Here is a 26422-nt window from a genome sequence, read left to right as displayed (position 1 = left end):
CCATGGCCCCCATTCCCGGGTCCGGCCTCGCCAAGGGCCTGGCCGTCACCCTCCGCACGATGACCAGGAAGTCCGTCACCGACCAGTACCCGGACGCCCAGCCCGACCTGCCGCCCCGCACCCGCGGTGTCATCGGCCTGTTCGAGGAGAACTGCACGGTCTGCATGCTGTGCGCCCGCGAGTGCCCGGACTGGTGCATCTACATCGACTCCCACAAGGAGACGGTCCCGCCCGCGGCCCCCGGCGGTCGCGAACGCAGCCGCAACGTCCTGGACCGCTTCGCCATCGACTTCGCCCTGTGCATGTACTGCGGTATCTGCATCGAGGTCTGTCCTTTCGACGCCCTGTTCTGGTCCCCGGAGTTCGAGTACGCCGAGACCGACATCCGCGAACTCACCCACGAACGCGACAAGCTCCGCGAGTGGATGTGGACGGTCCCCGCCCCACCCGCCCTCGACCCCGCCGCGGAAGAACCCAAGGAAATCGCCGCAGCCCGCAAAACCGCCGACAAACTGGCAGCCGCACAGGCCGAACCACCCCCTCCGCCCGAGGGCCAGCCCGGCACCGCGCCATCCGGGCCCACACTGCCCCCCAAGCCTGAGGGCCAGCCCGGCACCGCCCAACCGTCCGGGCCCACATCGACCCCCACACCCGAGAGCGGGCCCGGCACCACCCCACAGGCGAAGCCGTCCGATCCGCAGGCCAAGCCCTCCGATTCCCAGGCCAAGCCCTCCGACCCGCAGGGAGGCGAGTCGTGATCCTCGCCTCGGCCGCCGCGTCGGCGCACACCACGACCACCGTCGCCGCCGACACGCACGGCTTTCTCTCCCCGACCGGCGTCGAGATCGCCTTCCTCCTCGTCGGCCTGGTCACCTTCGGCGCCGCCCTGGTCACCGTCACCACCCGGCAGCTGGTGCACGCCGCCCTGTGGCTGGTGGTGACCCTCGGCGGCCTCGCCGTGGAATACCTCCTGCTCACCGCCGAGTTCATCGCCTGGGTCCAGGTCCTCATCTACGTCGGTTCCGTCGTCGTCCTCCTTCTGTTCGGTCTGATGCTCACCAGGGCCCCCATCGGCCGCTCCCCGGACGCCGACTCCGGCAACCGCTGGGCCGCCCTCACCGTCGCCGTCGCCGCGGCCGCCGCCCTGGTCTGGGTCGTCGTCGACGCCTTCCGCACGACCTGGATCGAGCTGGACGGCCCGGCCGCCGGCTCCACCGAGGCCACCGGAGCGAGCCTCTTCCAGAACTGGGTCCTCCCCTTCGAGGCCCTCTCCGTCCTCCTCCTCGCCGCCCTGGTCGGCGCGATCGTCCTCTCCCGCAAGACAAAGGCGGACGCGGCCACCGGCCCGAACACCCCGAGCGGCAAGGGAACCGACCGAGCCAAGGGCGACCGAGCCAAGGGAGCCGACCCAGGCAAGGGGTCCGACAACGGCACGGGAGCCCGCAGCGGCACGGGAGCCGGCCGCGCAGACGGCTCCGACGAGGAAGGTGTCCGCTGATGCACCTCGCCTATCCCGGCGTACTCTCCGCCCTCCTCTTCTGCACCGGCCTCTACGGCGTCCTCGCCCGGCGCAACGCGATCCTGGTTCTGATGTCCGTCGAGCTGATGCTCAACGCCGTCAACCTCAACCTCGTCGCCTTCGACGTCTGGCTCAGCAGGACCGCCGAGGAGACCCTGCACTCCGGCCAGGCGCTGACCCTGTTCACCATCGCCATCGCCGCCGCCGAGATCGGCATCGGCCTGGCGATCGTCCTCGCCGTCCACCGCAACCGCGGCACCGCGGACATCGACAAGCTCCGCGACACCGCCGAGGGCCACGAGCCCGAGAGCCCCGAGACCGACGGCCCGGCAGCCGGCGCGGCCGAGAAGGCTGAGGCCACCGCGTGACCACGACCACCCTCGCCGTCCTCGTCCCCCTCCTCCCGTTCCTGGGCGCGGCCGCCGGCCTGCTCCTGGGCCGTAGCGCTCCCGGCTTCGTCCGCCCGCTCGCCGTCCTGCCCGTCCTCACCTCCCTCGTTGTGGCTGTGCTGGTCGCCGTGCGCCAGGGCGGTGACGAGGCCGTGACCGCGGCCACCGAACTGACCCCCACGGGCTCGATCCCGATCGAACTCGCCCTGCACATCGACGGCTTCGCCGCCCTCGTCGCCGTACTGGTCGCCTTCGTCGCCTCCTGCGTGCAGATCTACTCGATGGGCTACCTGCGCGACGACCCGCGCTACCCCTCGTACGCCGCCCTCGTCTCCCTCTTCACCTCCGCGATGCTCCTCGTCGTCTACTCCGGCGACCTGATGGTGCTGCTGGTCGGCTGGGAGATCATGGGCATCTGCTCCTACTTCCTGGTCGGTCACTACTGGGAGACCCCGGAGGCCCGCGCCGCCTCCCTCAAGGCATTCCTGGTGACCAAGCTCGGTGACGTCCCCTTCCTGATCGGCCTGTTCGCGCTGGCCACCGACGCCGGGTCCTTCCGGATCACCAAGATCCTCGGTGCCGTGTCGACCGGCGCGCTCGACCATCCGACCCTGATCGCCCTGCTGCTCCTCGCCGGCGTGGCGGGCAAGTCGGCGCAGTTCCCGCTGCACACCTGGCTCCCCGACGCGATGGCCGGCCCGACGCCCGTCTCCGCGCTGATCCACGCCGCGACGATGGTCGCCGCCGGTGTCTACTTCATCGCCCGTCTCCTCCCTGTCTTCGAGGCCTCGCAGGCCGCGATGGTCGTCCTCGCCGTCATGGCCGCCGTCACGATGGCCGGCTCGGCGCTGGCCGCGCTCGCCCAGGACGACATCAAGCGCGTCCTCGCCTACTCGACGATCGGCCAGCTCGGCTACATGACCGGCGCCCTCGCTGTCGGCGACCGCGGAGCCGCCGTCTTTCACCTCCTCACGCACGGCGCCTTCAAGGCGCTGCTGTTCCTCGCGGCCGGCGTGATCATCCACGCTGCCGGCACCAACTCGCTGGCCGCCATGTCCCGGATGCGCGACCTGCGCGACCGCGTCCCGGACGCCTACTGGACGATGACCGTGGCCCTCCTCGCGCTCGCCGCGATCCCGCCCTTCAGCGGCTTCTTCTCCAAGGAGTCCGTCCTCGGCGCCGCTGAGCACATCACCACCGGCCACGCCGAAGGCGTCCCCCTCGCCGCGGGCTGGATCATCCTCGTCGCCGGCCTGCTCACAGCCCTGCTCACCGCCGCCTACGCGATGCGCCTGTGGCTGCTCGCCTTCCGCGGCCGGGGAGCCGAGGCCCCGGACCACGGCAGGCAGCCCCTCACCATGACCGTGGTGCTCTGGGTGCTCGCCGCGCCGTCACTCGCCATCGGCGGGCTGGCCTACCAGTCGCTGCCCGGCTGGTTCGACGGCGACGATCTGACCCCGACCCTCGCCACGTCCATCCTCGGCACGGGCCTCGCCGTGGTCGGCGGACTCGTCACCTACGGGGCCTGGCAGCGCACCACCGCACTGGCGGCCCGCACACCGATCGGCGCGGTCGCGGCCCACCCCGAAGGCGACGCCGGACTGGTCGAGGCCGAGGCCATCGCAAGCCACGCGCCTGCCTACGGAGATGTGGCCTACGCGCCCGACCCGGCCGACCCGGGCCGCCTCCTGCTCGGCCCGCTCCACCGGCACGCGGCTGTCGGCTTCCACCTCGACGCCGTGTACTCGGCACTCTTCGTCCGCCCGGTCCGGGCCGGAGCCACCCTCGTCCGGTTCCTGGACCGCGAGGTCGTCGAGACCTACGTACGCGGCGCGGGCACCCTGCCGCGCTGGCTCGGTGCCGCCGTACGACGCGCACAGACCGGCAATGTGCAGACCTATGTGAGCGCGCTGCTCGCCGGCACCGTCGTCCTCGCGGTCGCCGCCGTCCTCGTCGCCACCGGAGCGTGAGCAGGCGTGATCGATATCAACGAGTCCGTGATGCAGTTCCTTCTGGCATTCGTCGTCGTCGGCCCGCTCCTCGGCGCGGCCGCCGCTCTCCTGCCGGCTCCGCCCGGGCTGAAGGGGAAGTCACCCGAGCAGGCCGTGCTGCGGCACGGCGTCACCGTGACCGGCGCGGTCCTCATCGCCGCGATCGTCCTCACGCTGGGCTTCGACCACGACCAGCCGTCGAAGATGCAGGCCAGCACGGACATCAGCTGGATCCCCGCACTCGACGTACGGATCCACCTCGGCATCGACGGCATTTCCCTCCCCCTTCTGGTCCTGACCGCGCTGCTGACCTTCCTCTGCGCGCTCTACTCCTACTTCAAGATGCCTGCGGGCCCGACCCCGAAGGCCTTCGTCGCACTGCTGCTCGTCCTCGAGTCCGGCACCCTCGCGACCTTCGCCGTCCTCGATCTGCTGCTGTTCTTCCTCGCGTTCGAGATGGTGCTCATCCCGATGTACTTCCTCATCGCCCGCTGGGGCGGCGAGGGCCGGACCCAGGCGGCCTGGCGGTTCATCCTCTACACGCTGCTCGGATCCGTGGTCATGCTGCTCGGCCTGCTGCTGATCGGAATCAACGCGGGCACATTCGACATGGTGGCACTCGCCACTGACAACGGCCGGTCGCTGACCACATCCGTGCAGGTCATCGCCGTTTTGTCGATCGGTATCGGGCTCGCGGTCAAGACGCCGATGTGGCCGCTGCACAGCTGGCTGCCGGACGCCCACACCGCAGCGCCGACCGTGGGTTCGGTCCTGCTGGCAGGCGTCCTGCTGAAGATGGGTACGTACGGGTTCGTCCGAATTCTGCTGCCCATCACGCCCGACGGCTTCCGCACCTTCGCGCCGTATCTCGCCGCGTTCGCCGTCGTCGGGATCATCTACGGATCGCTGGCCTGCCTCGCCCTCGCCAAGCAGGGCGCGAAAGGCGATCTGAAGCGCCTCATCGCCTACTCCTCCGTCGGCCACATGGGCTTCGTCCTGCTCGGCATCGCTACGATGACCCCGACCGGCGTGAACGGCGCACTGTTCGCCAACATCGCCCACGGCCTCATCACCGGCCTCCTCTTCTTCCTGGTCGGCGCGCTGAAGGACCGCACGGGCACGACCGACCTCGACACCCTCGCCGACAAGACCGGCGCCGCGCTCTACGCCAAGACACCCCGCCTCGGCGGTCTGCTCGCCTTCGCCGCGGTCGCCTCGCTCGGGCTGCCGGGCCTCGCCGGATTCTGGGGCGAGATGCTGGCGCTGTTCGGCGCGTTCGACCCCGCCGACGAACTCAGCCGCCCGGCGTTCCTGACCTTCATGTCGATCGCCGCGTTCGGCACCCTGCTGACGGCCGCGTACCTGCTCGTCGTGGTCCGCCGCGTCTGCATGGGCGTCGTCCCGCACGAGGCACCGAAGCTCGCCGACGTCCAGAGCTACGAGTTCGCGGCCTGGACCCCGCTCGTCGCCCTCACCGTCATCGCCGGGCTGTGGCCGAAGGCCCTCCTCGGTCTGACCGACCCGGCCGTGCAGCAGCTCCTCGCAGGAGGCACCCGATGAGCGCCCTGGCCCAGCCACTGGCCGAGTCCCTCGTCCAGTCCGTCGACTGGCTCGCCATCGCGCCGCCCACCGTCACGGCAGTCGTCGGACTCGTCGTCCTCGTGGCCGACCTGTTCCTCGCCGAGACCCGGAAGACACTGCTCGGCTGGGTGTCGGTCGCGGGCCTCGCCGCCTCCGCCGCCCTGTTGCTGCCCCTCCTGGACGGCGACCGGAGCACCTTCTGCCTGACTGGCGCCCCGGACATCTGCAGCTATACGGCCGACCGCTTCACCCTCGTCATCCAGTTCCTGGTCCTCGGCGGCGCCCTCCTGGCCGCCCTGCTGTCGGTGACGGCCCTGAAGGACGCCAACAAGGGACTCCCCGAAGGGGAGTTCTGGTTCCTGCTCCTGTCCTCCGCGGCCGGCGCCGCCCTCCTGCCCGCCTCCCGCGACCTGGCGACCCTCATCGTCGCCCTGGAAGTAGCCTCCCTGCCTGCCTTCGCCCTCGTCGGCCTCCGCCACGGCGACCGGAAGTCCTCCGAGGCGGCGCTGAAGTTCTTCCTGTCCTCGGTGACCGCGACCGCGGTCAGCCTCATGGGCATCAGCTTCGTGTACGCCTCCACCGGCACCCTCTACCTCACCCAGATCGCCGACCGGATCCAGGATGTCGACGGACAGCTCGTCACCCTCACCCAGACCGGCGTCGTCCTCACCCTCGTCGGCTTCGCCTTCAAGACGGCCGCCGTGCCCTTCCACTTCTGGGTTCCCGACACCTACATCGGAGCGCCGCTGCCGGTCGCCGCCTATCTGTCGGTCGTCGGCAAGGCGGTCGGCTTCTCCGGCCTGATCCTCGTCACGGTCATCGCGCTGCCGTCGTACGCCGACGTCTGGGGCCCGGCACTCGCCGCGCTGGCCGCCCTGACCATGACCGTCGGTAACGTCGGCGCCCTGCGCCAGCAGGCCACGCGCGCGTACAGCGCCGTACGACTGCTCGCCTGGTCGTCCGTCGGCCAGGCCGGCTATCTGCTCGTGCCGATCGCCGCCGCCGCGTACTCCGACGACGCCGAGAAGTCCATCGGCTCCACCGTCGCCTACGCGCTCATGTACGCCGCCGTGAACCTCGGCGCCTTCGCGGTGGCCGCACTGGTGGGCCGTACAAGACCCCTCAACCGCATCACCGACTACCGCGGCCTGTACGCGAAGAACCCCCTCTCCGCCCTCCTCCTGGCCTTCTTCCTGCTCTGCCTCGCCGGACTGCCCCCGGGCATCATCGGCCTCTTCGCCAAGGTCACCGTCTTCTCCGCGGCCGTCGACGCGGGCCTCGGCTGGCTCGCCGTGGTGATGGCCGTCAACGTAGTCATCGCGCTGTTCTACTACCTCCAGTGGACGGCCCTGCTCTTCCGCGCCCCGGAGGGCGAGCCCGTCGAGCACCGGGTGCCCGCACCCGTCACCGCGGCGATCACCATCACCGCCGCACTCGGCATCGCTCTCTCCGGAGCGCCCCAGGTGGTCCTGCGCTTCGCCGACACCGGCCTCTTCTGAGCACACGGACCTCACCCGGACGGCCCACGCCCGCCGCCGCACGCACAAGGGAACTAGTCATCCTCGCCTGGCGTTGACCAGTACGGGAGGGTCCACTGGACGTGACACCACGGCACCAGTGGCTTCGGACATCGACAAGCAAAGGGTTCCCCTGCCGCACCACTTGGAGGGCGTACCGTGCACCGCCGGCACAACGGGCTCAGGACCGCAGTACTCCTCGGGGGACTGTCCGCACTCATCATCGTCATCGGTAGCCTCTTCGGCCGTATGGGGCTCATCGTCGCGGTCGTGATCGCCCTCGGGACCAACGCGTACGCGTACTGGAACAGCGACAAGCTCGCGCTACGCGCGATGCGCGCCCGCCCGGTGAGCGAATTCGAGGCCCCGGCCCTGTACCGCATGGTCCGTGACCTCTCCACCCAGGCCCGCCAGCCCATGCCCCGCCTGTACATCTCCCCGACGGAGGCGCCGAACGCCTTCGCGACCGGCCGCAACCCGCGCAACGCGGCCGTGTGCTGCACCGAAGGCATCCTGCGCATCCTCGACGAGCGCGAACTGCGCGGCGTCATCGGCCACGAACTCAGCCACGTCTACAACCGCGACATCCTGATCTCGTCGGTCGCCGGCGCGCTCGCCTCGGTGATCATGTTCCTCGTCAACTTCGCCTGGCTGATCCCGATCGGCCGCTCCGATGACGACGACGGACCCGGCCTCCTCGGCATGCTGCTGATCATGATCCTGGGCCCGCTCGCCGCCACCCTCATCCAACTGGCCATCAGCCGCTCCAGGGAGTACGAGGCGGACGCATCCGGCGCCCAGCTCACCGGCGATCCCCTGGCCCTCGCCAGCGCCCTGCGCAAGCTCGAGACGGGCACCAAGCAGCTCCCGCTGCCGCCCGAACCCCGCATCGAGACGGCGAGCCACATGATGATCGCGAACCCCTTCCGGCCCGGTCAGGGATTCTCCAAGATGTTCTCGACACATCCGCCGATGGCCGAACGCATCGCCCGGCTCGAGAAGATGGCAGGTCGCCCCCAGTGAAGACAATCCTCAACGTCATCTGGCTCGTCCTGAGCGGCTTCTGGCTGTTCCTCGGCTACCTGCTCGCGGGCCTGCTGCTGTGCATCACCATCATCGGCATCCCGTTCGGTGTCGCCGCGTTTCGTATCGGCGTCTACGCCCTCTGGCCCTTCGGGTACACGACGGTCGAGCGCCGCGACGCCGGCGCCCCCTCCTGCGTCGGCAACGTCCTGTGGCTGGTCCTCGCGGGCTGGTGGCTCGCCCTGGCCCACATCGTCACCGGCATCGCCCTGTGCGTCACGATCATCGGCATCCCGTTCGGCATCGCCAATTTCAAGCTCATCCCGGTGTCGCTGCTCCCGCTGGGCCGCGAAATCGTGTCGACGGACCAGCCGTTCTCGTCGCGTTGGTAGGGCAGAGGCGGCAACCGGTCCGGTAGGGCAGAGGCGACAATCGCGCCGCCTCCGACCGCCAGTTATCCACAGCCCGACGGTTGTCCACAGCCTCGCCCGATTGTCAGTGGCGGCTTGCATCATGAACTCATGACCGAGATCGAGCAGTTGCTGACACGGGTGGCGGCCAAGGCACGCACGGCTTGGCACGCCGAGATGAACGAAGAGCTGGAGCTGGCCCCTTGGGCCGACTTCCGCATACGCACGGCGTCGATGCCGTAACCCGCCTCGCAGGGCCACGGGCCCACTGCGCACTACCGCCGGGCCACCCAGACCGCGCACCTACCGCCCGGCAACCCACCGTCGCCGTACGCCATACGCCGCCACGCCCAAGGTCAGCACGCCCGCACCCACGACCACTGAGACCACCGGCAACGCGAACGCCAGCACCGCACACCCGAGCAGCCCGACCGCCGGCACCACCCGGGTCAAGGGTGCCGATCGGAGCGTCCAGGCCGACGCGTTGGCCACCGCGTAGTAGACCAGCACACCGAAGGAGGAGAACCCGATCGCGCCGCGTACATCCACCGTGGCGGCCAGGACCGCGACCACCGCGCCCACGGCCAGCTCCGCCCGGTGCGGCACCTGGAAGCGCGGATGGACGGCCGCCAGCGCGCCGGGCAGATGCCGGTCCCGCGCCATCGCGAGCGTCGTACGCGAGACACCGAGGATCAGGGCGAGCAGCGAACCCAGCGCGGCCACGGCAGCACCCACCCGCACCACCGGCACCAGCCCCGGAACCCCCGCCGCCCGCACCGCGTCGGCCAGTGGCGCGGCCGCGTCGCCCAGAGCGCCCGCTCCCAGCACGGAAAGGACAGCCACCGCCACACACGCGTACACCACCAGTGCGATGCCCAGAGCCAGCGGGATGGCACGGGGGATGGTGCGCGCGGGATCCCGTACCTCCTCACCGAGGGTCGCGATCCGCGCGTACCCGGCGAACGCGAAGAACAGCAGACCCGCCGCCTGAAGCACCCCGCCCAGCCCCCCGGAGGCCCCGATGTCCAGCCGCCCGGCGTCGGAGTCCCCGGACCCCAGGCACACGACCACCACGGAAGCGAGGACAGCCAGCACGACAGCCACGATCACCCGGGTCAGCCAGGCCGACTTCTGGACCCCGCCATAGTTCACCGCGGTCAGCGCCACCACGGCCGCGACCGCCACGGCGTGCGCCTGCTCCGGCCAGACGTACGCGCCCACGGTGAGCGCCATCGCCGCACAGGACGCCGTCTTGCCGACCACGAACGACCAGCCGGCGAGATAACCCCAGAACTCCCCGAGCCGCTCGCGCCCGTACACATACGTGCCGCCCGAGGCCGGATACAGCGCGGCCAGCCGCGCCGACGACGTGGCGTTGCAGTAGGCGACCACGGCGGCGATGCCCAGCCCGAGCAGCAGCCCGGACCCGGCGGCGTGTGCGGCGGGCGCCAGGGCGGCGAAGATCCCGGCTCCGACCATCGAACCCAGGCCGATGAGCACGGCGTCCCCCACACCCAGGGTGCGCCGTAGTTCAGAGCTGGAAGTCGTCACGCACCGCACCCTACTGATCAGTGCAACCGCCGGGTGCACCGGTGACGTCCTCTCCGTCAACAAGGCACGAACACGCGCGCGACCAGTACAACCGGCCCGACGGGACCCACATCACAGCGCAGGGACAGTGCGGGCACAGCACGAAGGGGCAGGTTCACGGCATGATCATCGTTGGCTGGATCATCCTGGGACTGTTGGCCGGAGCCATCGCCAAGTTCCTGCTGCCGGGCCGTGACCCGGGCGGCTTCATCGGTACGACCGTGATCGGCATCGCGGGCGCGTTCATCGGCGGCTGGATATCGGCCCGTTGGCTGGACCACCCGATCACCAAGGACTTCTACGACACCACGACCTGGGCCGCGGCGATCGGCGGCTCCCTGGTCCTGCTGGTCGCCTACCGCCTCCTGTTCGGCAACTCGCGCGACTGAGCGCTTCTCCCGACCGCAGCCAGCAGGCGAGAAGGGTGGGCACCACTCGGTGCCCACCCTTCCGCGTACGGCGTCACAGGCGCGACTTACCGGTAGTTCACGAACTGCAGCGCGAAGTCGAAGTCCTTGCCCTTCAGCAGAGCGATGACGGCCTGCAGGTCATCACGGCTCTTCGAGCTGACCCGCAGCTCCTCGCCCTGAACCTGGGCCTTCACGCCCTTCGGACCCTCGTCGCGAATGATCTTCGCCACCTTCTTCGCGTTCTCCTGGGAGATGCCCTCCTCGATCGACGCGAAGATCTTGTACTCCTTGCCGGACAGCTGGGGCTCGCCCGCGTCCAGGGCCTTCAGCGAGATCCCACGCTTGATCAGCTTGGACTGGAAGACGTCGAGGACAGCCTTCACCCGGTCCTCGGAGTTCGCCTCCATCAGGATCTTGTCACCGGACCACGAGATCGAGGCACCCACGCCCTTGAAGTCGTAGCGCTGCGAGATCTCCTTGGCGGCCTGGTTGAGGGCGTTGTCGACCTCCTGCCGCTCGACCTTCGAGACGATGTCGAAACTGGAGTCGGCCATGTCCTGTGGCTCCTTGTATCGGGGTGCGTATCGGGTGCGTATCGGCGTACGTGGGGCCGCCGAGCCCGGCGTCGTCCCGGGCCGCATCCGCATAAGCCTAGCCACCCACCGTCCCCCGAGCGCCGATCAATCGGGTGGCGAAGCACCCCTGTCCATCGGGTATTGTTTACGTCGTTGCCAGCGAGCACCGCCGAAAAGCGGTTCGAACGGCAGCAACCCCGGCGGTGTGCCCGAGCGGCCAAAGGGAGCAGACTGTAAATCTGCCGGCTCAGCCTTCCCAGGTTCGAATCCTGGCGCCGCCACAGTGAAAACGAGACCCTCTCCGAACTGCGGAAACGCAGACGGAGGGGGTCTCTTCGTTGGCAGGGTGCTCTGCCGGGGCACACTGGCCCCATGTCCACTCCTCGCAGACGGTGTCCCGAATGCCGGCGTGAGATCGCCGTCGTTGCGGGGAGGTTCGCGCGGCACGATCCGCCGGGGGCGCGGGAGAGTGGGGAGCTGGTGTCCTGCTCCGGTTCACGCAGATTCGCGGAACTCGGGGCGACCCAGCCGTCGTTGGACGGGTACGTCGTCCCCGAGTTTCCCGGGCAGCTGCCGCTCTTCTGAGGGGCGCGGGGCTGCTCCGACCCCGCAGCCGCCCCTCAGTTGCCCGCCACCGACTTCACCGCGACCGCCACCGGTGCCGACCCGCTGACCAGCTCCAGGGTCAGGCCTGCCGTCGCCGGAGTGTCCACGAGTTCCGCCAGTACGGCGGCCACATCGTCGCGCGGGATCGCGCCGCGGCCCGTGTGGGCCTCCAGGCGTACGAGACCGGTACCGGCGTCGTTCGTGAGCATGCCGGGGCGCAGGATCGTCCAGTCGAGGGCGTCGAGGCTCTGTACGTGCGCGTCGGCCTCGCCCTTGGCGCGCAGATACACGTCGAAGACCTCGCTTCCTTCATGTGCCGGGTTCGCGCCCATCGACGACACGACCACGTGACGTCGTACGCCCGCCCGGACCGCCGCGTCCGCGAACAGGATCGCCGCGTCCCGGTCGACCGTGTCCTTGCGGGCCGCCCCGCTGCCGGGGCCCGCGCCGGCCGCGAAGACCGCCGCGTCCGCGCCCTGCAGATGGGCCGCGGCCTCCTCGACCGAGGCCGACTCCAGGTCCAGCAGGATCGGTTCGGCGCCGGCTTCTCTCAGATCGTCGCCCTGTTCGGCGTGGCGGATGATCCCTGCCGCCTCGTCTCCGCGCGCGGCGAGCAGTCGCTCCAGCCGCAGCGCGATCTGACCATGACCCCCAGCGATGACAATGCGCATGCTTCCGACCGTACGCCCGGACGGCCGCCCATGCCGCACGACTTCAGCCACGCCCCACGGCGCGCACTCCCCGGATCGTGCGCCGGGCGCCTATCAATGCCCCACGCTCCGCATCCGCAGCGCCCGCACCACGGTCACGCGCCCCACATCAGGGCGCACACAGCACCCGCGCACGCCCCGACCTCAATCCCGACCTCAATTCCGATCCCGACCCGGCCCGCGTGCACCCTCACCACCCCCACCCTCACGACAACTCCCCGCGCCCCTGCCGAGGCAACCCCAGCTCCACCGCCACCGTCGAGTTGCAGTACTCCCGCACCGCGCTCGTCCGTGCCACCACGCGCCCCCGGTGCACCACGATCCGGCTGTACGCCAGCGACAGCGCGCTCGCCAGCCCGTCGCCCCGCACAGCGAGCAGTTCGGCCGGGAATCCCGCCTCCACACGGACCTCGGGCAGGCCGAGCACCGCACGAGCGGTGGTGCTCACCGCGTCGTAGGCCTCCTCGGGGCGCAGCCCGTAGCGCGAGGCGAGCAGATACGCGGCCTCCAGCGGGTCGCCGCGGCCGACCGGGTTGGAGACGTCACGGAGCGACCCGCTGCCCGCGGCCACCCGTACGCCGGCCGAGCGCAGCAGCCGTACCGGAGCGGTGCCCCGGCGGTCCACGCCCCCGCAGCCGCCCTGGGGCAGGCACGCCACCGTCACTCCGGCCGCGGCGAGCTGGTCGGCGGTACGGGCGGCCACCTCGGAGGGCAGTCGGCCGAGGCCCCCGCACGGGCCGAGCGTGACCCCGGGGCGCAGCCCGCCGGCCATGGTCGCGAGGCGGGCGAGACGAGCCGGGTCGGTGGCGTCCGTGTGCAGGTCGACGGGGCAGCCGTGCTCGGTGGCGACCTCCAGGACAGCCTCGACGTAGCCCGTCGGATCGGGGTCCAGATCCGGGCAGCCGCCCACCACGGAGGCGCCCATCTTCGCCGCGTCCCGCAGTATCGCGAGTCCGTCCGCCCCGGCGCGGCCGGTCAGCACACGGGGCATGGCCACCGTCATCAGCTCGGTGAGCCCGCGCAGCGATCGCCGAGCCTGCAGTACGGCGCCCAGCGCGCCCAGCCCCTGCACGTCACCCACGCGCACGTGCGCGCGCAGCGCGGTCGCCCCGTGTCCGAGCTGCAGCAGCGCGGCCTCGGTCGCCCGGCGCTGGACGTCCTGGGGGTCGTACGAGACCGGACCGCCCTCGTCCGCCGACAGCGCGGTGTCGGCGTGGGCGTGCGGCTCGGCCGGGGCGGGCAGCAGCAGATAGCCGCCGAGATCCACCCGCGCGCCCGGGCCGGGCGCACCCTCCGCCGTCAGGCTCCCGGCGGTACCGACCGCCTCGATTCGCTCGCCGCCCAGCCGTACGTCCACCGTCCGGCCGTCGGTGAGGCGCGCACCGCACAGCAGCAGGGACGCTGATTCGGTCTGCCCGGATGGGCCCGTTGAACCCCACGAGCCCGAAGCTGACGACGAGCCCGAAGCGGACGGCGACGAAGGGGGCGGCTGCGGCTGGCTGTCGGGCATCGCGCTCCAGTGGCTCGGGGACTGCGCGGAGGACGCAAGATCACACAGAGTGAGTCGAGCCTAGGGCGGCGATCCGCGCGCGACGCGCAGGAGCGCATTAGTCGTACCGGCGTGGTCCGCCGAACGGGAGAGGCGCGCGGGGACGCTTCACGCGCGCGTGGCGGACCTGCGTTCGGGACGGGACAGGGTGCCGCGAAACGGATTTGGGTGAACGGCGGCCGAGCGTGTAATGTCTTCATCGCTCGCCCCAATAGCTCAGTCGGTAGAGCGTCTCCATGGTAAGGAGAAGGTCTACGGTTCGATTCCGTATTGGGGCTCCGGTGTGGGAGGTTCTCGCCGCGAGGCGGGAACCGATCACATCACAGCGGTGTAGCTCAGTCGGTAGAGCAAGCGGCTCATAATCGCTGTGTCACCGGTTCAAGTCCGGTCACCGCTACTGACAGTAGCCGATTGTGGGGTCGGTCCTTCGATCGGCTACTCTTTTATGCGTTAATCGTCCCATCCGTTCGTCAAGGAGCACTCCTGTGGCTGCCACCGACGTCCGCCCGAAGATCACGCTGGCCTGCGTGGAGTGCAAGGAGCGGAACTACATCACCAAGAAGAACCGGCGTAACAACCCGGACCGACTGGAGATGAAGAAGCACTGCCCGCGTTGCAACGCGCACACCGCGCACCGCGAAACGCGATAAATCAGGCTCGTACGACGAGGCCGTCCCCACATCGGGGGCGGCCTCGCGTCGTTCCACCGACCGGAACCGACCGGTAACCGCGCGGACCGGTAACTGCACCAGCCGGCAACCGCTCGGACGGCAGCAACGGCGACAACGGCAACAGCAGGACCAGCAGGCCAGCAGGACCAGCTGAACTATCAGGAGGTGCCGAGCCCATGGCGCTCGACCAGTCCTTCGTGGGGCGGACCTATCCGCCCACCGATCCCTATGAGGTGGGCCGGGAGAAGATCCGCGAGTTCGCGGAGGCCGTGGGGGACACCAACCCGGCGTACACGGACCCGGAGGCCGCCAAGGCGCTGGGTCACGCCGATGTGATCGCCCCGCCGACCTTCGTCTTCTCGATCACCTTCAAGGCCGCGGGACAGGTCACCGCCGACCCCCAACTGGGCCTGGACTACAGCCGGGTGGTGCACGGCGACCAGAAGTTCTCCTACGTCCGCCCGGTGCGCGCCGGCGACCGGCTCACGGTCACGTCCACCATCGAGGCGATCAAGTCCATGGCGGGCAACGACATCCTGGACATCCGCGGCGAGGTCCACGACGAGGCGGGCGAGCACGTCGTCACCGCCTGGACCAAGCTCGTGGCGCGCGCCGCAGAGGGGGACTGAGAGTGACCGCGAAGATCTCGTACGAGGACGTGGAGGTCGGCACCGAGCTGCCGGCCCAGTCCTTTCCCGTGACCCGCGCCACCCTCGTTCGGTACGCGGGCGCCTCCGGGGACTTCAACCCGATCCACTGGAACGAGAAGTTCGCCAAGGAGGTCGGGCTGCCGGACGTCATCGCGCACGGCATGTTCACCATGGCCGAGGCGATCCGCGTGGTCACCGACTGGACCGGCGACCCGGCCGCGGTCGTCGAGTACGGCGTCCGCTTCACCCGCCCCGTCGTCGTCCCGAACGACGACCAGGGCGCCACGATCGAGGTCGCCGGCAAGGTCGCGGCCAAGCTCGACGACGACACGGTCCGCGTCGACCTGACCGTCACGAGCGCGGGGCAGAAGGTGCTGGGGATGTCACGGGCGGTCGTCCGGCTGGCCTGAGCATGGTCTTCGGTAAGGGGCGCCCGCCATGGCGGGCGCCCCTTACCCACACCGAAGGCGCTACGCGCACCCCCACCCACCCGCGCCCCCCGCCGGGAGGCATCGCACCGAAGCCCCCACCCACCGTCTCGTACTCTTGAGCCCGTGCAGGAACTCCACGACGCCCCCCTCGCCCCCCTGACCACCTTCCGGCTGGGCGGCCCCGCCACCCGCCTGGTCACCGCGACGACCGACGCCGAGGTGGTCGCCGTCGTACGGGAAGCCGACGACAACGGAACGCCCCTGCTGCTCATCGGCGGCGGCTCGAACCTGGTCATCGGCGACAAGGGCTTCGACGGCACGGCCCTGCGCATCGCCACCCAAGGCTTCGAACTCACCGGCACCACGCTCGAACTGGCCGCCGGCGAGGTATGGACGGACGCAGTCGCCCGCACCGTAGAGGCCGGACTCGCCGGCATCGAGTGCCTGGCCGGCATCCCCGGCTCGGCAGGCGCGACCCCGATCCAGAACGTCGGCGCGTACGGCCAGGAGGTCTCCTCGACGATCACCGAGGTCGTCGCCTACGACCGAACGACCCGCGAGACGGTCACCCTCCACAACACCGACTGCGCCTTCTCGTACCGTCACAGCCGCTTCAAGGCCGACCCCGAGCGCTACGTCGTCCTGCGCGTCCGCCTCCAACTGGAGGACGCCGACGGCCTCTCCGCGCCCGTCAAGTACGCCGAGACGGCCCGCGCGCTCGGCGTCGACCCCGGCGACCGCGTGCCCCTCACCGCCGCCCGTGAGACCGTGCTCAAGCTCCGCACCGGCAAGGGCATGGTCCTGGACCCCGAGGACCACGACACCTGGTCCGCCGGCTCCTTCTTCACCAACCCGATCCTCACCGACGCGGAGTTCGCCGAGTTCCACGCGCGCGTGCACGCCCGGCTCGGCGACGGCGTGGAGCCGCCCGCCTATCCCGCGGGCGACGGCCACACCAAGACCTCCGCCGCCTGGCTGATCGACAAGGCCGGCTTCACCAAGGGCTACGGCACCGGCCCGGCCCGCATCTCCACCAAGCACACCCTCGCCCTCACCAACCGCGGCGAGGCGAACACCGAGGACCTGCTGGCGCTCGCCCGTGAGGTCGTCACCGGTGTCCGCGAGGCCTTCGGGATCACGCTGGTCAACGAACCGGTGACCGTGGGCGTGACCTTGTAAGGGCCACCCCGCCCTTCAAGGATCAGTAGGCGACACCCACCCCCTGCTTCACCGTCCCCGCCTCGTCCGTCATTGCCAGCATCGCGTGGGCCACGTCCGCGCGGCCGATGAAGCGGCCCTTGGCCGGAGTCCCGCCGACGACCGTGCGGTACCTGCCGGTGAGCGGTTTGTCCTGGAGCCGGGGCGGTCGCACCGAGGTCCAGTCGACCGCGCTGCGGGTGAGCTCCGCCTCCATCTCCCTGAGGTCGTCGTAGACGTCCTTGAGGATCGCGGAGACCAGACCGCGCGCGGCGCGATCGAGGGGGCCGTCCCCCTCCGGCGCGGGCCCGAGCGGAGCCGCGCTCACCACCAGCAGCCGCCGCGTGCCCTCCGCCTCCATGGCCCGCAGCACCGTGCGCGTGAGACGGGCGGCGACACCGGCGTCCTTACGGCTGCGCGCGCCGAGTCCCGAAAGGACCGCGTCCCGGCCGGACACCGCGGGGCGCAGCGCTTCCGGGTCGGTCATGTCCGCCCGGAACACCTCCAGGCCCGCGCCCGTCACCGCAAGCCGCGCGGGATCCCGTACGACCGCCGTCACCTGGTGCCCGGCGGTCAGCGCCTGCCGGACGATCTCCTGCCCGATGCCGCCGGTGGCACCGAAAACCGTGAGGTTCATGAGTGGTTCTCCCGTCTCCGCAATCTCGTCTCCGCGATCTGGTCTCCACGACGGGGTGGGTGAGTGTTCACTCACCCTGCCTGACTCCAGAGTGGGTAAGTACTCACCCACCCGTCAACCCCGGTAAGGTCCGCCCTCGTGGAATCCGTGCAGAAACCCGCCCGCGAACCCGCCCGCGAACCCGCCCGCGTCCGCATCCTCGACGCCGCCCACGAGCTGATGCTCACCCTCGGCCTGGCCCGCGCCACCACCAAGGAGATCGCCAAGGCGGCCGGCTGCTCGGAGGCCGCGCTCTACAAGCACTTCGCGAGCAAGGAGGACCTGTTCATCCGCGTCCTCGCCGAGCGCCTGCCTCGCCTCGGCCCCCTCCTGACCAGCCTCGCCGCCGAACCGGGCCGGCACACGCTGGAGGAGAACCTCACCGAGATCGCCCGCCAGGCCGCCCTGTTCTACGAGCAGAGCTTCCCGATCGCCGCCTCGCTGTATGCCGAGACCCAGCTGAAGCGACGGCACGACGACGCGATGCGGCAGATGGGCATGGGGCCGCACAAGCCCATCGAGGGCCTGGACGCCTACCTTCGCGCGGAGCGGGACGCGGGCCGCATCCGCGCCGACGCCGACACCTTCGCGGCCGCGTCCCTGCTCCTCGGCGCCTGCGCCCAGCGCGCGTTCGCCTACGACGCGACACCGGAAGGCGTACGGCCGCCCCTGGACACCTTCGCCCGGCGGCTCGCCCGCACGCTCCTGGCCGGCGTCACCGCATGAGGCGCACCGCCTGAGCTACGCCGTCAGCCAGTCGTCGATGCCCGACAGCAGCTTGCGCCGCACATCCTCCGGCGCCGCGGACGCCCGTACCGACTGGCGGGCCAGCTCCGCCAACTCGGCGTCCGTGAAGGCGTGGTGGCGGCGGGCCAGCTCGTACTGGGCGGCCAGCCGGGAGCCGAAGAGCAGCGGGTCGTCGGCGCCCAGCGCCATCGGGACGCCCGCCTCGAACAGCGTCCGCAGCGGGATGTCCTCCGGTTCCTCGTAGACGCCGAGGGCCACATTCGACGCCGGGCACACCTCGCAGGTGATCCCCCGGTCGGCCAGCCGCTTCAGCAGCCGCGGGTCCTCCGCCGCCCGCACACCGTGCCCGATCCGGTTCGCGTGCAGGTCGTCCAGGCAGTCCCGCACCGACGCCGGGCCGGTCAGCTCACCGCCGTGCGGAGCCGACAGCAGGCCGCCCTCGCGCGCGATGTGGAACGCGCGGTCGAAGTCCCGCGCCATGCCCCGCCGTTCGTCGTTCGACAACCCGAAGCCGACCACACCCCGGTCCGCGTACCGCACCGCCAGCCGGGCCAGCGTGCGGGCGTCCAGCGGATGCTTCATCCGGTTCGCGGCGACCAGCACCCGCATCCCGAGCCCGGTCTCCCGCATCGCCGAGTCCACCGCGTCCAGGATGACCTCCAGCGCCGGGATCAGACCGCCCAGCCGAGGGGCGTACGACGTCGGGTCGACCTGGATCTCCAGCCACCCCGAGCCGTCCTTGATGTCCTCCTCCGCGGCCTCCCGCACCAGCCGCTGGATGTCTTCGGGCTCCCGCAGACACGAGCGCGCCGAGTCGTACAGCCGCTGGAAGCGGAACCAGCCCCGCTCGTCCGTAGCCCGCAGTCTCGGCGGCTCCCCGCTCGTCAGCGCATCGGTCAGCGCCTCGGGCAGCCGCACGCCGTACTTGTCGGCCAGCTCCAGCAGGGTGGTGGGCCGCATCGAGCCGGTGAAGTGCAGGTGCAGATGGGCTTTCGGCAGCTCAGAGACATCACGTACACGCTCCATCCCAGGATCCTGCCGTACGTTCCCGCCCTCCCGGTAGCGCTTTCCCCGTTAGTGGTCTTGCTCGCACAAACGAATGGGGCACATACCGACATCGGTATGTGCCCCAGGCCGGAAGGAACCGTCAGTCGCGGGCCTCCGCCAGCAGCTTCTGGATCCGCGAGACACCCTCGACGAGATCCTCGTCACCCAGGGCGTACGACAGGCGCAGATAGCCCGGAGTGCCGAAGGCCTCGCCGGGTACGACCGCTACCTCGGCCTCCTCCAGGATCAGCGCGGCCAGCTCGACCGAGTCCTGCGGGCGCTTGCCGCGGATCTCCTTGCCGAGCAGACCCTTCACCGACGGGTACGCGTAGAAGGCGCCCTCCGGCTCCGGGCACACCACGCCGTCGATCTCGTTGAGCATCCGCACGATCGTCCTGCGGCGCCGGTCGAAGGCCTCGCGCATCTTCGCGACCGCGTCCAGGTCGCCGGAGACCGCGGCCAGCGCCGCCACCTGGGCGACGTTCGACACGTTCGACGTGGCGTGCGACTGGAGGTTCGTCGCCGCCTTCACCACGTCCTTCGGGCCGATGATCCAGCCCACCCGCCAGCCCGTCATGGCGTACGTCTTGGCCACCCCGTTGACCACGATGCACTTGTCGCGCAGCTCGGGCAGCAGCGCGGGCAGCGACACGGACGCCGCGTCGCCGTACACCAGGTGCTCGTAGATCTCGTCCGTCAGCACCCACAGCCCGTGCTCCGCGGCCCAGCGGCCGATCGCCTCGGTGTCCTGCTCGCTGTAGACCGCGCCGGTCGGGTTCGACGGCGAGACGAAGAGGACGACCTTCGTCTTCTCCGTGCGCGCCGCTTCCAGCTGCTCCACGCTCACCCGGTAGCCGGTCGTCTCGTCCGCGACGACGTCCACCGGCACACCGCCGGCCAGCCGGATCGACTCCGGGTACGTCGTCCAGTACGGCGCCGGGACGATGACCTCGTCGCCCGGGTCGAGGATCGCGGCGAAGGCCTCGTAGATCGCCTGCTTGCCGCCGTTGGTGACCAGGATCTGCGACGGGTCGACCTCGTAGCCGGAGTCGCGCAGCGTCTTCGCGGCGATCGCGGCCTTCAGCTCGGGCAGGCCGCCCGCGGGCGTGTAGCGGTGGTACTTCGGGTTCTTGCAGGCCTCGATCGCGGCCTCGACGATGTAGTCCGGGGTCGGGAAGTCGGGCTCGCCGGCGCCGAAGCCGATCACCGGACGTCCGGCGGCCTTGAGGGCCTTGGCCTTGGCGTCCACGGCGAGGGTGGCGGACTCGGAGATCGCGCCGACTCGGGCGGAGACCCGACGCTCGGTGGGAGGGGTTGCAGGGCTCATGGGCCCCATCGTTTCAGACCGGAAACCTGCCCGGCACGCGGGTTTCACGGACTGAACAACACCGGGCCGATCGCTGAACAAGCGTCCGGAACCGGCCCGCGGCCAGGGTGATCTTCGGCCACACCGTCACCGACAAAGCCCCTACGGGCACTTTCTGTTCGACGCCCGGCCGCAGAACACGTACACTCTCACCTCGTTGGCCTCATACAGGCCGCGCTCATCCGGTGCACACCGAGCATCCGGGCGGATGCGGTACGTTTGGGGAGAACCAAAGGGTCGTAGCTCAATTGGTAGAGCACTGGTCTCCAAAACCAGCGGTTGGGGGTTCAAGTCCCTCCGGCCCTGCTACACACACCTTCGCCAGGATGTGTGCGCATGTACGTACAAGCAGCAATGCGCCGTGCGGCTCAGACCGGGCGCGGCACGGCCACGACCCGGAATCAGGTGAGGACGAATGACGGACGCCGTGGGCTCCATCGACACGCCTGATGCCCAGGACGAGACGCCGAAGAAGCAGGGCCGCAAGGGCGGCAAGCGCGCAAAGAAGGGCCCGCTGAAGCGGCTCGCGCTCTTCTACCGCCAGATCGTCGCGGAACTCCGCAAGGTCGTCTGGCCCTCGCGCAACCAGCTGACGACGTACACGACCGTCGTGATCATCTTCGTCGTCATCATGATCGGCCTGGTGACTCTGATTGACTTCGGACTCGACAAGGCCGCCAAGTACGTCTTCGGCTGAGCCGAAAGCGAAGGGCGCCGTACCCGGCGCCCCTATTCGCGCGTTCCACCCCATGTATCCAGGAAGAAGCAGCCACCGTGTCTGACCCGAACGTGAACGACGCCATCGAGCCGGTCGAGTCCGTGGAAGACGAGCTCGAGATCGTCGAGGGTGCCGACGACGACCTGGACGAGGTCGAGGCTGCCGACGCCGCCGAGGGTGAGCCCGCCGAGGAAACCGCCGTACACGTCGAGGACGAGGCGGCCGAGGCCGAGACGGCTGAGGACGAGGCTGAGGCTGAGGCGACCGAGGAAGAGGAGCCGGCCGAGCCGGTCGACCCCGTCGCCGCCCTGCGCGAGGAACTCCGCACGCTTCCCGGTGAGTGGTACGTCATCCACACCTACGCCGGCTACGAGAACCGCGTGAAAACCAACCTGGAGCAGCGCGCCGTCTCGCTGAACGTCGAGGACTACATCTTCGCGGCCGAGGTGCCGCAGGAAGAGGTCGTCCAGATCAAGAACGGCGACCGCAAGACGATCAAGCAGAACAAGCTCCCGGGCTACGTCCTCGTCCGCATGGACCTGACGAACGAGTCCTGGGGCGTCGTCCGCAACACCCCCGGCGTCACCGGCTTCGTGGGCAACGCCTACGACCCGTACCCGCTGACCCTGGACGAGATCGTCAAGATGCTCGCCCCCGAGGCCGAGGAGAAGGCCGCCCGCGAGGCCGCCGAGGCCGAGGGCAAGCCCGCTCCGCAGCGCAAGGTCGAGGTCCAGGTGCTGGACTTCGAGGTCGGCGACTCGGTCACCGTCACCGACGGCCCGTTCGCCACGCTGCAGGCCACCATCAACGAGATCAACGCCGACTCGAAGAAGGTCAAGGGCCTCGTGGAGATCTTCGGCCGGGAGACGCCGGTCGAGCTGTCCTTCGACCAGATCCAGAAGAACTAGCACCTTCTGGACGTACGCCTTCCGAACAGGTCAGACGGGCTGCTGAAGCCGGTCTGACCTGCTCGGTTTTTGGCCGCGCAGGGATACCCGTTATCGTTGTGCGGTATGCCTCCATCCGGATGATCGGGTGGCAGGCGATCACCTCTCACTAGGACCCGGAGAGAGCAATGCCTCCCAAGAAGAAGAAGGTCACGGGGCTCATCAAGCTCCAGATCCAGGCCGGTGCGGCCAACCCGGCGCCGCCGGTCGGCCCCGCGCTGGGTCAGCACGGCGTCAACATCATGGAGTTCTGCAAGGCCTACAACGCCGCGACCGAGTCGCAGCGTGGCTGGGTGATCCCGGTGGAGATCACGGTCTACGAGGACCGCTCCTTCACCTTTATCACCAAGACTCCGCCGGCCGCGAAGATGATCCTCAAGGCCGCGGGCGTGGAGAAGGGCTCCGGCGAGCCGCACAAGACCAAGGTCGCCAAGATCACCGAGGCGCAGGTCCGCGAGATCGCCACCACGAAGATGCCCGACCTCAACGCCAACGACATCGACGCCGCCGCGAAGATCATCGCCGGCACCGCCCGTTCCATGGGCATCACGGTCGAGGGCTGAACCCCAACCTCCAGCAGCAGAAGTGGCGGGGCCTGCTCGGCCCGGACCACGACTCCTAAGAATCCCCAGGAGCAGTAGTGAGCAAGCGCAGCAAGTCTCTCCGCGCTGCGGACGCCAAGATCGACCGGGAGAAGCTCTACGCCCCGCTCGAGGCCGTCCGTCTCGCCAAGGAGACCTCCACGACCAAGTTCGACGGCACCGTCGAGGTCGCCTTCCGTCTGGGTGTCGACCCGCGCAAGGCCGACCAGATGGTCCGTGGCACCGTGAACCTTCCGCACGGCACCGGCAAGACCGCCCGGGTCCTGGTCTTCGCGACCGGCGACCGTGCCGAGGCCGCGCGTGCCGCGGGCGCCGACATCGTCGGCTCCGACGAGCTCATCGACGAGGTGACGAAGGGCCGTCTGGACTTCGACGCCGTCGTCGCCACCCCGGACCTCATGGGCAAGGTCGGCCGCCTCGGCCGGGTCCTCGGCCCGCGTGGTCTGATGCCGAACCCGAAGACCGGCACCGTGACCCCGGACGTGGCCAAGGCCGTGACCGAGATCAAGGGCGGCAAGATCGAGTTCCGCGTCGACAAGCACTCGAACCTGCACTTCATCATCGGCAAGTCGTCCTTCGACGACACCAAGCTGGTGGAGAACTACGGCGCCGCGCTGGAGGAGATCCTCCGTCTGAAGCCGTCCGCCGCCAAGGGTCGCTACATCAAGAAGGCCGCCATCACCACCACGATGGGCCCCGGCATCCCGGTCGACCCGAACCGCACCCGCAACCTCCTCGTCGAGGAGGACCCGGCAGCTGTCTGACCGGGCCGAGCCCCACAGGCTCGCTGACGTCCGGCGACGGGCCCCACACCTTCCGAGGTGCGGGGCCCGTCCCCTTTTCGCGCTCCGCTGGGTTAGCGTGCGAGCAGGGCAACGCACGGGGGTGGAACGCATGCAGAGGACTACGGCACACTGCCTGGCTCTCACGATCGCGCTGACGGCGGCGACCGGCTGCACCTCCTCCGACGGCCCCGACGAGGACGACCAGGAGCGCAGGCCGCCCCGCGCCCTCCTCGCCGCCCTGCGCACCGTGGAACGCTCCACCGACGGCGCCGACTCGGCCAAGGTGGAGTCCACCACCGTCATGGGCAGCGAACTGTCCCTCGAAGCCGACGGCGCCCTCGGCTGGGCCGACGGCCTCACCGGCACCCTGACCATCACCTACACCGGCGGCTCCACGGCCGAGACCATGCGCGACCTCGGCGTCACATCGATGGAGGCCCGCTACCTCCCCGACGCCTACTACGCCCGGATGGGCGACACGTTCGCCGAGCAGACCGGCGGCAAGCACTGGATCCGCTACGCCTACGACGATCTGGACGACCTCGGCGGCGGCGCGGCCGCGAGCTTCGCGGACCAGATGCGCAGCGCCACCCCCAACCAGTCGGTGAAGCTTCTGCTCGCCTCCGGGGACGTACACAAGATCGGCGAGGAGCAGGTGCGCGGCCAGCACACCACGCACTACTCCGGCACGGTCTCCGTGGGCGACCTCGCCGACGCCGAGCTGAAGGAACTGCTGCGGCAGGCCGGCGTCACCACCCAGACCGTCGACATCTGGGTCGACGACCAGGACCTGCTGATCAAGAAGATCGAGCAGGGCCGGCTGGCGACCGGCCACCTCACGCAGACCGCGTACTACAGCGACTACGGCGTGCGGGTCACCGCCGCCGAGCCGCCGGCCTCCGACAGCGAGGACTTCAAGGAACTACTGAAGAAACAAGGCGGCAGCGCCTCCTGAACCTCAGGGAATTCAGCGGCCCCCTCAGGCCCGCTGGGATAGGCTCGCGAGGCTGTGAATCAGCCGTGTGTTCCTTGGGGGGAATCGATGAAGACTGCTGTACGCCGTTCCGTGCGCCGCCGGGCGCCGGGCGCCGGACTTGCCGCGCTGCTGCTCGCGGGGGGTGCCGTCGGCTGCGGCACCGAGCAGTCGCCGGAGATGACGCCGGTGGCCGCCGTGGCCAAGGCCGCCGAGAAGACGGAGAAGATCACTTCCCTGAGCTATCGGATGCGCGGCGAGGTACCGAGCGACGGCCGGGTCGAGGCCGAGGCCGCGATGCGCATGGAGCCGTTGGCGATGAGCATGAAGATACGGATGCCCGACGACCCCGAGGTCAAGGGCGCCGTCGAGATGCGCATCGTCGGCAAGTCGCTGTACATCGGCGGCGAGGCGATGGCCGGGCAGATGGACGGCAAGAGCTGGATGAAGATCGACGCCCCCAAGTCGGGTGGCGGCGAGCACCGGCTCGGCGCCGAGACGGCCGGTGTCGCCCAGGCCGAGCGGAACCCGGCCGCCGAAGCCGCCTTCCTCACCGGCGCCGACGACGTCACCGACGTCGGCACCGAGACGGTCGACGGGGTGAAGACCACCCACTACAAGGGCACGCTCACCCTCGACGACATGCGGGACAGCCTCAAGGACGAGGACAAGAAGACTCGCGAACGGCGTGAGAAGAGCCTCGAACAGTACGAGGACATGGGCGTCGACAAGCTCACCATGGACATGTGGGTCGACGGTGAGGACCACACCAAGCAGTTCCGCATGCGCGGCGATGCCGACAAGGGCACCCTCGACATGACCGTCACCTTCTCCGACCTCAACGAGCCGGTCACCGTCCAGGCCCCGCCCGCCAAGGACACCATGGACCTCGGCGACATGATGAAGGAACTCGGCAAGGCCTGAGCACCGTACGACCGGATTTGCCTGACGGCGATCCGGTCACGTACGCTCCTACAGAAGCCAAAGACCGCTGGTCGTTGCTGTGCGCTCGCGAGAGGGTGCGGTGGCCGAAGGATCCGCTGAATGGCGGACGACCCGCGCAGGTGAATGTGGAAGTGCTCCTGGAGTGCCCATGTCTCATGGGAATTCCGGTCGAGCTACGCCCCGTGCGCCTGCGCCGGGGCGTTTCGTTTACCCCAGCCCCTTCCGAGCGGTCCTCAACACCCGGAAGGAGGCCGACGCTCTATGGCAAGGCCCGACAAGGCTGCCGCGGTAGCCGAGCTGACGGAGCAGTTCCGCAGCTCGAACGCCGCCGTGCTGACCGAGTACCGGGGTCTCACCGTGGCGCAGCTCAAGACGCTGCGCCGTTCGCTCGGTGAGAACGCCCAGTACGCCGTGGTGAAGAACACGCTGACCAAGATTGCGGCCAACGAGGCCGGGATCACGACGCTCGACGACCTGTTCAACGGTCCGACGGCGGTCGCCTTCGTCACCGGTGACCCGGTGGTGTCGGCGAAGGGTCTTCGTGACTTCGCCAAGGACAACCCGAACCTCGTCATCAAGGGCGGTGTCCTTGACGGTAAGGCGCTGTCCGCCGACGAGATCAAGAAGCTTGCGGACCTCGAGTCCCGCGAGGTTCTGCTCGCCAAGCTGGCGGGTGCCTTCAAGGCCAAGCAGACTCAGGCTGCCCAGGTCTTCCAGGCGCTCCCGTCGAAGCTCGTCCGCACCGTGGACGCGCTTCGCGCCAAGCAGGACGAGCAGGGCGGTGCCGAGTAATTCGG

General features: G+C 69.8%; 30 protein-coding genes and 4 tRNA genes. 27 read left to right on the top strand and 7 right to left on the bottom strand.

Features of this window, described 5'->3' with window-relative positions; all coding sequences use genetic code 11:
• The first annotated feature begins 2 nt into the window (after positions 1–2).
• The 9 genes from OG828_RS21040 to OG828_RS21000 all read left to right on the top strand — a co-directional run bounded on the left by OG828_RS21040 (position 3) and on the right by OG828_RS21000 (position 8673).
• Complete coding sequence (locus OG828_RS21040; RefSeq protein WP_328501987.1) at positions 3–758, top strand: NuoI/complex I 23 kDa subunit family protein; 756 nt, start codon at positions 3–5, stop codon at positions 756–758.
• On the top strand, positions 755–1498 hold the full coding sequence (locus tag OG828_RS21035) for an NADH-quinone oxidoreductase subunit J family protein (protein WP_328439035.1): 744 nt from the start codon (positions 755–757) through the stop codon (positions 1496–1498). Before OG828_RS21040 ends, OG828_RS21035 begins: the two co-directional genes overlap by 4 nt.
• On the top strand, positions 1498–1887 hold the full coding sequence (gene nuoK, locus OG828_RS21030) for an NADH-quinone oxidoreductase subunit NuoK (RefSeq protein ID WP_328501986.1): 390 nt from the start codon (positions 1498–1500) through the stop codon (positions 1885–1887). The genes OG828_RS21035 and nuoK overlap by 1 nt, the downstream gene beginning before the upstream one ends.
• Positions 1884–3878, top strand: a complete 1995-nt coding sequence (locus OG828_RS21025; RefSeq protein ID WP_328501985.1) for an NADH-quinone oxidoreductase subunit 5 family protein — start codon at positions 1884–1886, stop codon at positions 3876–3878. The genes nuoK and OG828_RS21025 overlap by 4 nt, the downstream gene beginning before the upstream one ends.
• Before the next feature lie 6 nt (positions 3879–3884).
• A complete protein-coding gene (locus tag OG828_RS21020) occupies positions 3885–5459 on the top strand; it encodes a complex I subunit 4 family protein (protein ID WP_328439033.1) in 1575 nt (524 codons plus the stop codon).
• On the top strand, positions 5456–6979 hold the full coding sequence (locus OG828_RS21015; protein ID WP_328439032.1) for an NADH-quinone oxidoreductase subunit N: 1524 nt from the start codon (positions 5456–5458) through the stop codon (positions 6977–6979). Before OG828_RS21020 ends, OG828_RS21015 begins: the two co-directional genes overlap by 4 nt.
• A gap of 177 nt (positions 6980–7156) precedes the next feature.
• Positions 7157–8020 (top strand): zinc metalloprotease HtpX, encoded by an 864-nt coding sequence (gene htpX, locus OG828_RS21010; protein ID WP_328358950.1) that lies wholly within the window; start codon positions 7157–7159, stop codon positions 8018–8020.
• Positions 8017–8412, top strand: a complete 396-nt coding sequence (locus OG828_RS21005; RefSeq protein ID WP_328501984.1) for a YccF domain-containing protein — start codon at positions 8017–8019, stop codon at positions 8410–8412. The genes htpX and OG828_RS21005 overlap by 4 nt, the downstream gene beginning before the upstream one ends.
• Before the next feature lie 129 nt (positions 8413–8541).
• A complete protein-coding gene (locus tag OG828_RS21000) occupies positions 8542–8673 on the top strand; it encodes a hypothetical protein (protein WP_328358944.1) in 132 nt (43 codons plus the stop codon).
• A gap of 60 nt (positions 8674–8733) precedes the next feature.
• Here the strand turns inward: OG828_RS21000 and OG828_RS20995 are convergent, their stop codons facing one another.
• Positions 8734–9981 (bottom strand): APC family permease, encoded by a 1248-nt coding sequence (locus OG828_RS20995; protein ID WP_328439029.1) that lies wholly within the window; start codon positions 9979–9981, stop codon positions 8734–8736.
• 161 nt (positions 9982–10142) lie between these two features.
• Between OG828_RS20995 and OG828_RS20990 the strand changes: the two genes are divergently transcribed.
• On the top strand, positions 10143–10409 hold the full coding sequence (locus OG828_RS20990; protein ID WP_328501983.1) for a GlsB/YeaQ/YmgE family stress response membrane protein: 267 nt from the start codon (positions 10143–10145) through the stop codon (positions 10407–10409).
• Between the two features lie 86 nt (positions 10410–10495).
• Here OG828_RS20990 and OG828_RS20985 read toward each other — a convergent pair whose 3' ends face one another.
• Entirely contained in the window at positions 10496–10984 is a 489-nt protein-coding gene (locus tag OG828_RS20985; protein WP_189941171.1) for a YajQ family cyclic di-GMP-binding protein, read from the bottom strand.
• Positions 10985–11204: 220 nt separating this feature from the next.
• On the opposite strand from OG828_RS20985, the gene OG828_RS20980 reads away from it, so the two are divergent.
• Both OG828_RS20980 and OG828_RS20975 read left to right on the top strand, forming a co-directional pair.
• Positions 11205–11286: transfer RNA gene (locus OG828_RS20980), tRNA-Tyr, on the top strand.
• A 91-nt stretch (positions 11287–11377) separates the two neighbouring features.
• Positions 11378–11590, top strand: a complete 213-nt coding sequence (locus OG828_RS20975) for a hypothetical protein (protein WP_246886709.1) — start codon at positions 11378–11380, stop codon at positions 11588–11590.
• A gap of 35 nt (positions 11591–11625) precedes the next feature.
• On the opposite strand, the gene OG828_RS20970 is transcribed toward OG828_RS20975, so the two are convergent.
• Both OG828_RS20970 and OG828_RS20965 read right to left on the bottom strand, forming a co-directional pair.
• Positions 11626–12282, bottom strand: coding sequence for an NAD(P)H-binding protein (locus OG828_RS20970; RefSeq protein ID WP_210582750.1), 657 nt, complete (start codon positions 12280–12282; stop codon positions 11626–11628).
• Between the two features lie 244 nt (positions 12283–12526).
• Entirely contained in the window at positions 12527–13831 is a 1305-nt protein-coding gene (locus OG828_RS20965) for an amidohydrolase family protein (protein ID WP_328501982.1), read from the bottom strand.
• A 244-nt stretch (positions 13832–14075) separates the two neighbouring features.
• Between OG828_RS20965 and OG828_RS20960 the strand changes: the two genes are divergently transcribed.
• The 6 genes from OG828_RS20960 (at position 14076) to OG828_RS20935 (ending at position 16801) form a co-directional block, all read left to right on the top strand.
• Positions 14076–14148: transfer RNA gene (locus OG828_RS20960), tRNA-Thr, on the top strand.
• A 46-nt stretch (positions 14149–14194) separates the two neighbouring features.
• A tRNA-Met gene (locus tag OG828_RS20955) sits at positions 14195–14267 on the top strand.
• Between the two features lie 88 nt (positions 14268–14355).
• Complete coding sequence (gene rpmG / locus OG828_RS20950) at positions 14356–14520, top strand: 50S ribosomal protein L33 (RefSeq protein WP_003948671.1); 165 nt, start codon at positions 14356–14358, stop codon at positions 14518–14520.
• Between the two features lie 197 nt (positions 14521–14717).
• A complete protein-coding gene (locus OG828_RS20945) occupies positions 14718–15170 on the top strand; it encodes a MaoC family dehydratase N-terminal domain-containing protein (protein WP_328358924.1) in 453 nt (150 codons plus the stop codon).
• A 2-nt stretch (positions 15171–15172) separates the two neighbouring features.
• Positions 15173–15601, top strand: coding sequence for a MaoC family dehydratase (locus OG828_RS20940; RefSeq protein ID WP_328439027.1), 429 nt, complete (start codon positions 15173–15175; stop codon positions 15599–15601).
• A gap of 144 nt (positions 15602–15745) precedes the next feature.
• Positions 15746–16801 (top strand): UDP-N-acetylmuramate dehydrogenase, encoded by a 1056-nt coding sequence (locus OG828_RS20935; RefSeq protein ID WP_328501981.1) that lies wholly within the window; start codon positions 15746–15748, stop codon positions 16799–16801.
• A 22-nt stretch (positions 16802–16823) separates the two neighbouring features.
• Here OG828_RS20935 and OG828_RS20930 read toward each other — a convergent pair whose 3' ends face one another.
• Positions 16824–17456 carry an NAD(P)-dependent oxidoreductase gene (locus tag OG828_RS20930; protein WP_328501980.1) on the bottom strand — a complete coding sequence of 211 codons (633 nt, stop codon included), beginning with the start codon at positions 17454–17456 and terminating at the stop codon, positions 16824–16826.
• Between the two features lie 138 nt (positions 17457–17594).
• On the opposite strand from OG828_RS20930, the gene OG828_RS20925 reads away from it, so the two are divergent.
• Positions 17595–18221, top strand: coding sequence for a TetR/AcrR family transcriptional regulator (locus tag OG828_RS20925; RefSeq protein WP_328501979.1), 627 nt, complete (start codon positions 17595–17597; stop codon positions 18219–18221).
• A 15-nt stretch (positions 18222–18236) separates the two neighbouring features.
• Here the strand turns inward: OG828_RS20925 and OG828_RS20920 are convergent, their stop codons facing one another.
• Together OG828_RS20920 and OG828_RS20915 are read right to left on the bottom strand one after the other, a co-directional pair.
• Positions 18237–19268, bottom strand: coding sequence for an adenosine deaminase (locus tag OG828_RS20920; protein WP_328501978.1), 1032 nt, complete (start codon positions 19266–19268; stop codon positions 18237–18239).
• A gap of 121 nt (positions 19269–19389) precedes the next feature.
• A complete protein-coding gene (locus OG828_RS20915) occupies positions 19390–20616 on the bottom strand; it encodes a pyridoxal phosphate-dependent aminotransferase (protein WP_210572687.1) in 1227 nt (408 codons plus the stop codon).
• A gap of 272 nt (positions 20617–20888) precedes the next feature.
• On the opposite strand from OG828_RS20915, the gene OG828_RS20910 reads away from it, so the two are divergent.
• From OG828_RS20910 to rplJ, 8 genes are all read left to right on the top strand, one after another.
• Positions 20889–20961, top strand: a tRNA-Trp gene (locus tag OG828_RS20910).
• A gap of 109 nt (positions 20962–21070) precedes the next feature.
• Entirely contained in the window at positions 21071–21352 is a 282-nt protein-coding gene (gene secE, locus OG828_RS20905; RefSeq protein ID WP_210572689.1) for a preprotein translocase subunit SecE, read from the top strand.
• A 77-nt stretch (positions 21353–21429) separates the two neighbouring features.
• Positions 21430–22281 carry a transcription termination/antitermination protein NusG gene (gene nusG / locus OG828_RS20900; protein ID WP_328439024.1) on the top strand — a complete coding sequence of 284 codons (852 nt, stop codon included), beginning with the start codon at positions 21430–21432 and terminating at the stop codon, positions 22279–22281.
• Between the two features lie 167 nt (positions 22282–22448).
• Positions 22449–22883 (top strand): 50S ribosomal protein L11, encoded by a 435-nt coding sequence (gene rplK, locus OG828_RS20895; protein ID WP_328358897.1) that lies wholly within the window; start codon positions 22449–22451, stop codon positions 22881–22883.
• A gap of 77 nt (positions 22884–22960) precedes the next feature.
• The gene (gene rplA, locus OG828_RS20890; protein ID WP_210572693.1) at positions 22961–23686 is read left to right on the top strand and encodes a 50S ribosomal protein L1; all 726 of its coding nucleotides are present in this window, start codon (positions 22961–22963) and stop codon (positions 23684–23686) included.
• 130 nt (positions 23687–23816) lie between these two features.
• Positions 23817–24662, top strand: a complete 846-nt coding sequence (locus tag OG828_RS20885; RefSeq protein ID WP_328501977.1) for a hypothetical protein — start codon at positions 23817–23819, stop codon at positions 24660–24662.
• Between the two features lie 87 nt (positions 24663–24749).
• The gene (locus OG828_RS20880) at positions 24750–25604 is read left to right on the top strand and encodes a DUF1396 domain-containing protein (protein ID WP_328439022.1); all 855 of its coding nucleotides are present in this window, start codon (positions 24750–24752) and stop codon (positions 25602–25604) included.
• 282 nt (positions 25605–25886) lie between these two features.
• Positions 25887–26417, top strand: coding sequence for a 50S ribosomal protein L10 (gene rplJ, locus OG828_RS20875; protein WP_328358887.1), 531 nt, complete (start codon positions 25887–25889; stop codon positions 26415–26417).
• The last annotated feature ends 5 nt before the right edge of the window (positions 26418–26422 follow it).

The organism is Streptomyces sp. NBC_00457 (assembly GCF_036014015.1).
GTDB lineage: Bacteria > Actinomycetota > Actinomycetes > Streptomycetales > Streptomycetaceae > Streptomyces.
Note: the sequence above shows the minus strand (reverse complement) of the source record. Positions and strands in the feature narration are given on the sequence as shown.

Excerpts from the sequence above, each read along its gene's own strand:
- OG828_RS21040 (WP_328501987.1), top strand. The coding sequence starts at position 3 with ATGGCCCCCATTCCCGGGTCCGGCCTCGCCAAGGGCCTGGCCGTCACC.
- nuoK (WP_328501986.1), top strand. The coding sequence starts at position 1,498 with ATGCACCTCGCCTATCCCGGCGTACTCTCCGCCCTCCTCTTCTGCACC.
- OG828_RS21015 (WP_328439032.1), top strand. The coding sequence starts at position 5,456 with ATGAGCGCCCTGGCCCAGCCACTGGCCGAGTCCCTCGTCCAGTCCGTC.
- OG828_RS21000 (WP_328358944.1), top strand. The coding sequence starts at position 8,542 with ATGACCGAGATCGAGCAGTTGCTGACACGGGTGGCGGCCAAGGCACGC.
- OG828_RS20990 (WP_328501983.1), top strand. The coding sequence starts at position 10,143 with ATGATCATCGTTGGCTGGATCATCCTGGGACTGTTGGCCGGAGCCATC.
- OG828_RS20985 (WP_189941171.1), bottom strand. The coding sequence starts at position 10,984 with ATGGCCGACTCCAGTTTCGACATCGTCTCGAAGGTCGAGCGGCAGGAG.
- OG828_RS20975 (WP_246886709.1), top strand. The coding sequence starts at position 11,378 with ATGTCCACTCCTCGCAGACGGTGTCCCGAATGCCGGCGTGAGATCGCC.
- OG828_RS20970 (WP_210582750.1), bottom strand. The coding sequence starts at position 12,282 with ATGCGCATTGTCATCGCTGGGGGTCATGGTCAGATCGCGCTGCGGCTG.
- OG828_RS20965 (WP_328501982.1), bottom strand. The coding sequence starts at position 13,831 with ATGCCCGACAGCCAGCCGCAGCCGCCCCCTTCGTCGCCGTCCGCTTCG.
- OG828_RS20945 (WP_328358924.1), top strand. The coding sequence starts at position 14,718 with ATGGCGCTCGACCAGTCCTTCGTGGGGCGGACCTATCCGCCCACCGAT.
- OG828_RS20930 (WP_328501980.1), bottom strand. The coding sequence starts at position 17,456 with ATGAACCTCACGGTTTTCGGTGCCACCGGCGGCATCGGGCAGGAGATC.
- OG828_RS20920 (WP_328501978.1), bottom strand. The coding sequence starts at position 19,268 with ATGGAGCGTGTACGTGATGTCTCTGAGCTGCCGAAAGCCCATCTGCAC.
- OG828_RS20915 (WP_210572687.1), bottom strand. The coding sequence starts at position 20,616 with ATGAGCCCTGCAACCCCTCCCACCGAGCGTCGGGTCTCCGCCCGAGTC.
- secE (WP_210572689.1), top strand. The coding sequence starts at position 21,071 with ATGACGGACGCCGTGGGCTCCATCGACACGCCTGATGCCCAGGACGAG.
- rplK (WP_328358897.1), top strand. The coding sequence starts at position 22,449 with ATGCCTCCCAAGAAGAAGAAGGTCACGGGGCTCATCAAGCTCCAGATC.
- OG828_RS20885 (WP_328501977.1), top strand. The coding sequence starts at position 23,817 with ATGCAGAGGACTACGGCACACTGCCTGGCTCTCACGATCGCGCTGACG.
- OG828_RS20880 (WP_328439022.1), top strand. The coding sequence starts at position 24,750 with ATGAAGACTGCTGTACGCCGTTCCGTGCGCCGCCGGGCGCCGGGCGCC.
- rplJ (WP_328358887.1), top strand. The coding sequence starts at position 25,887 with ATGGCAAGGCCCGACAAGGCTGCCGCGGTAGCCGAGCTGACGGAGCAG.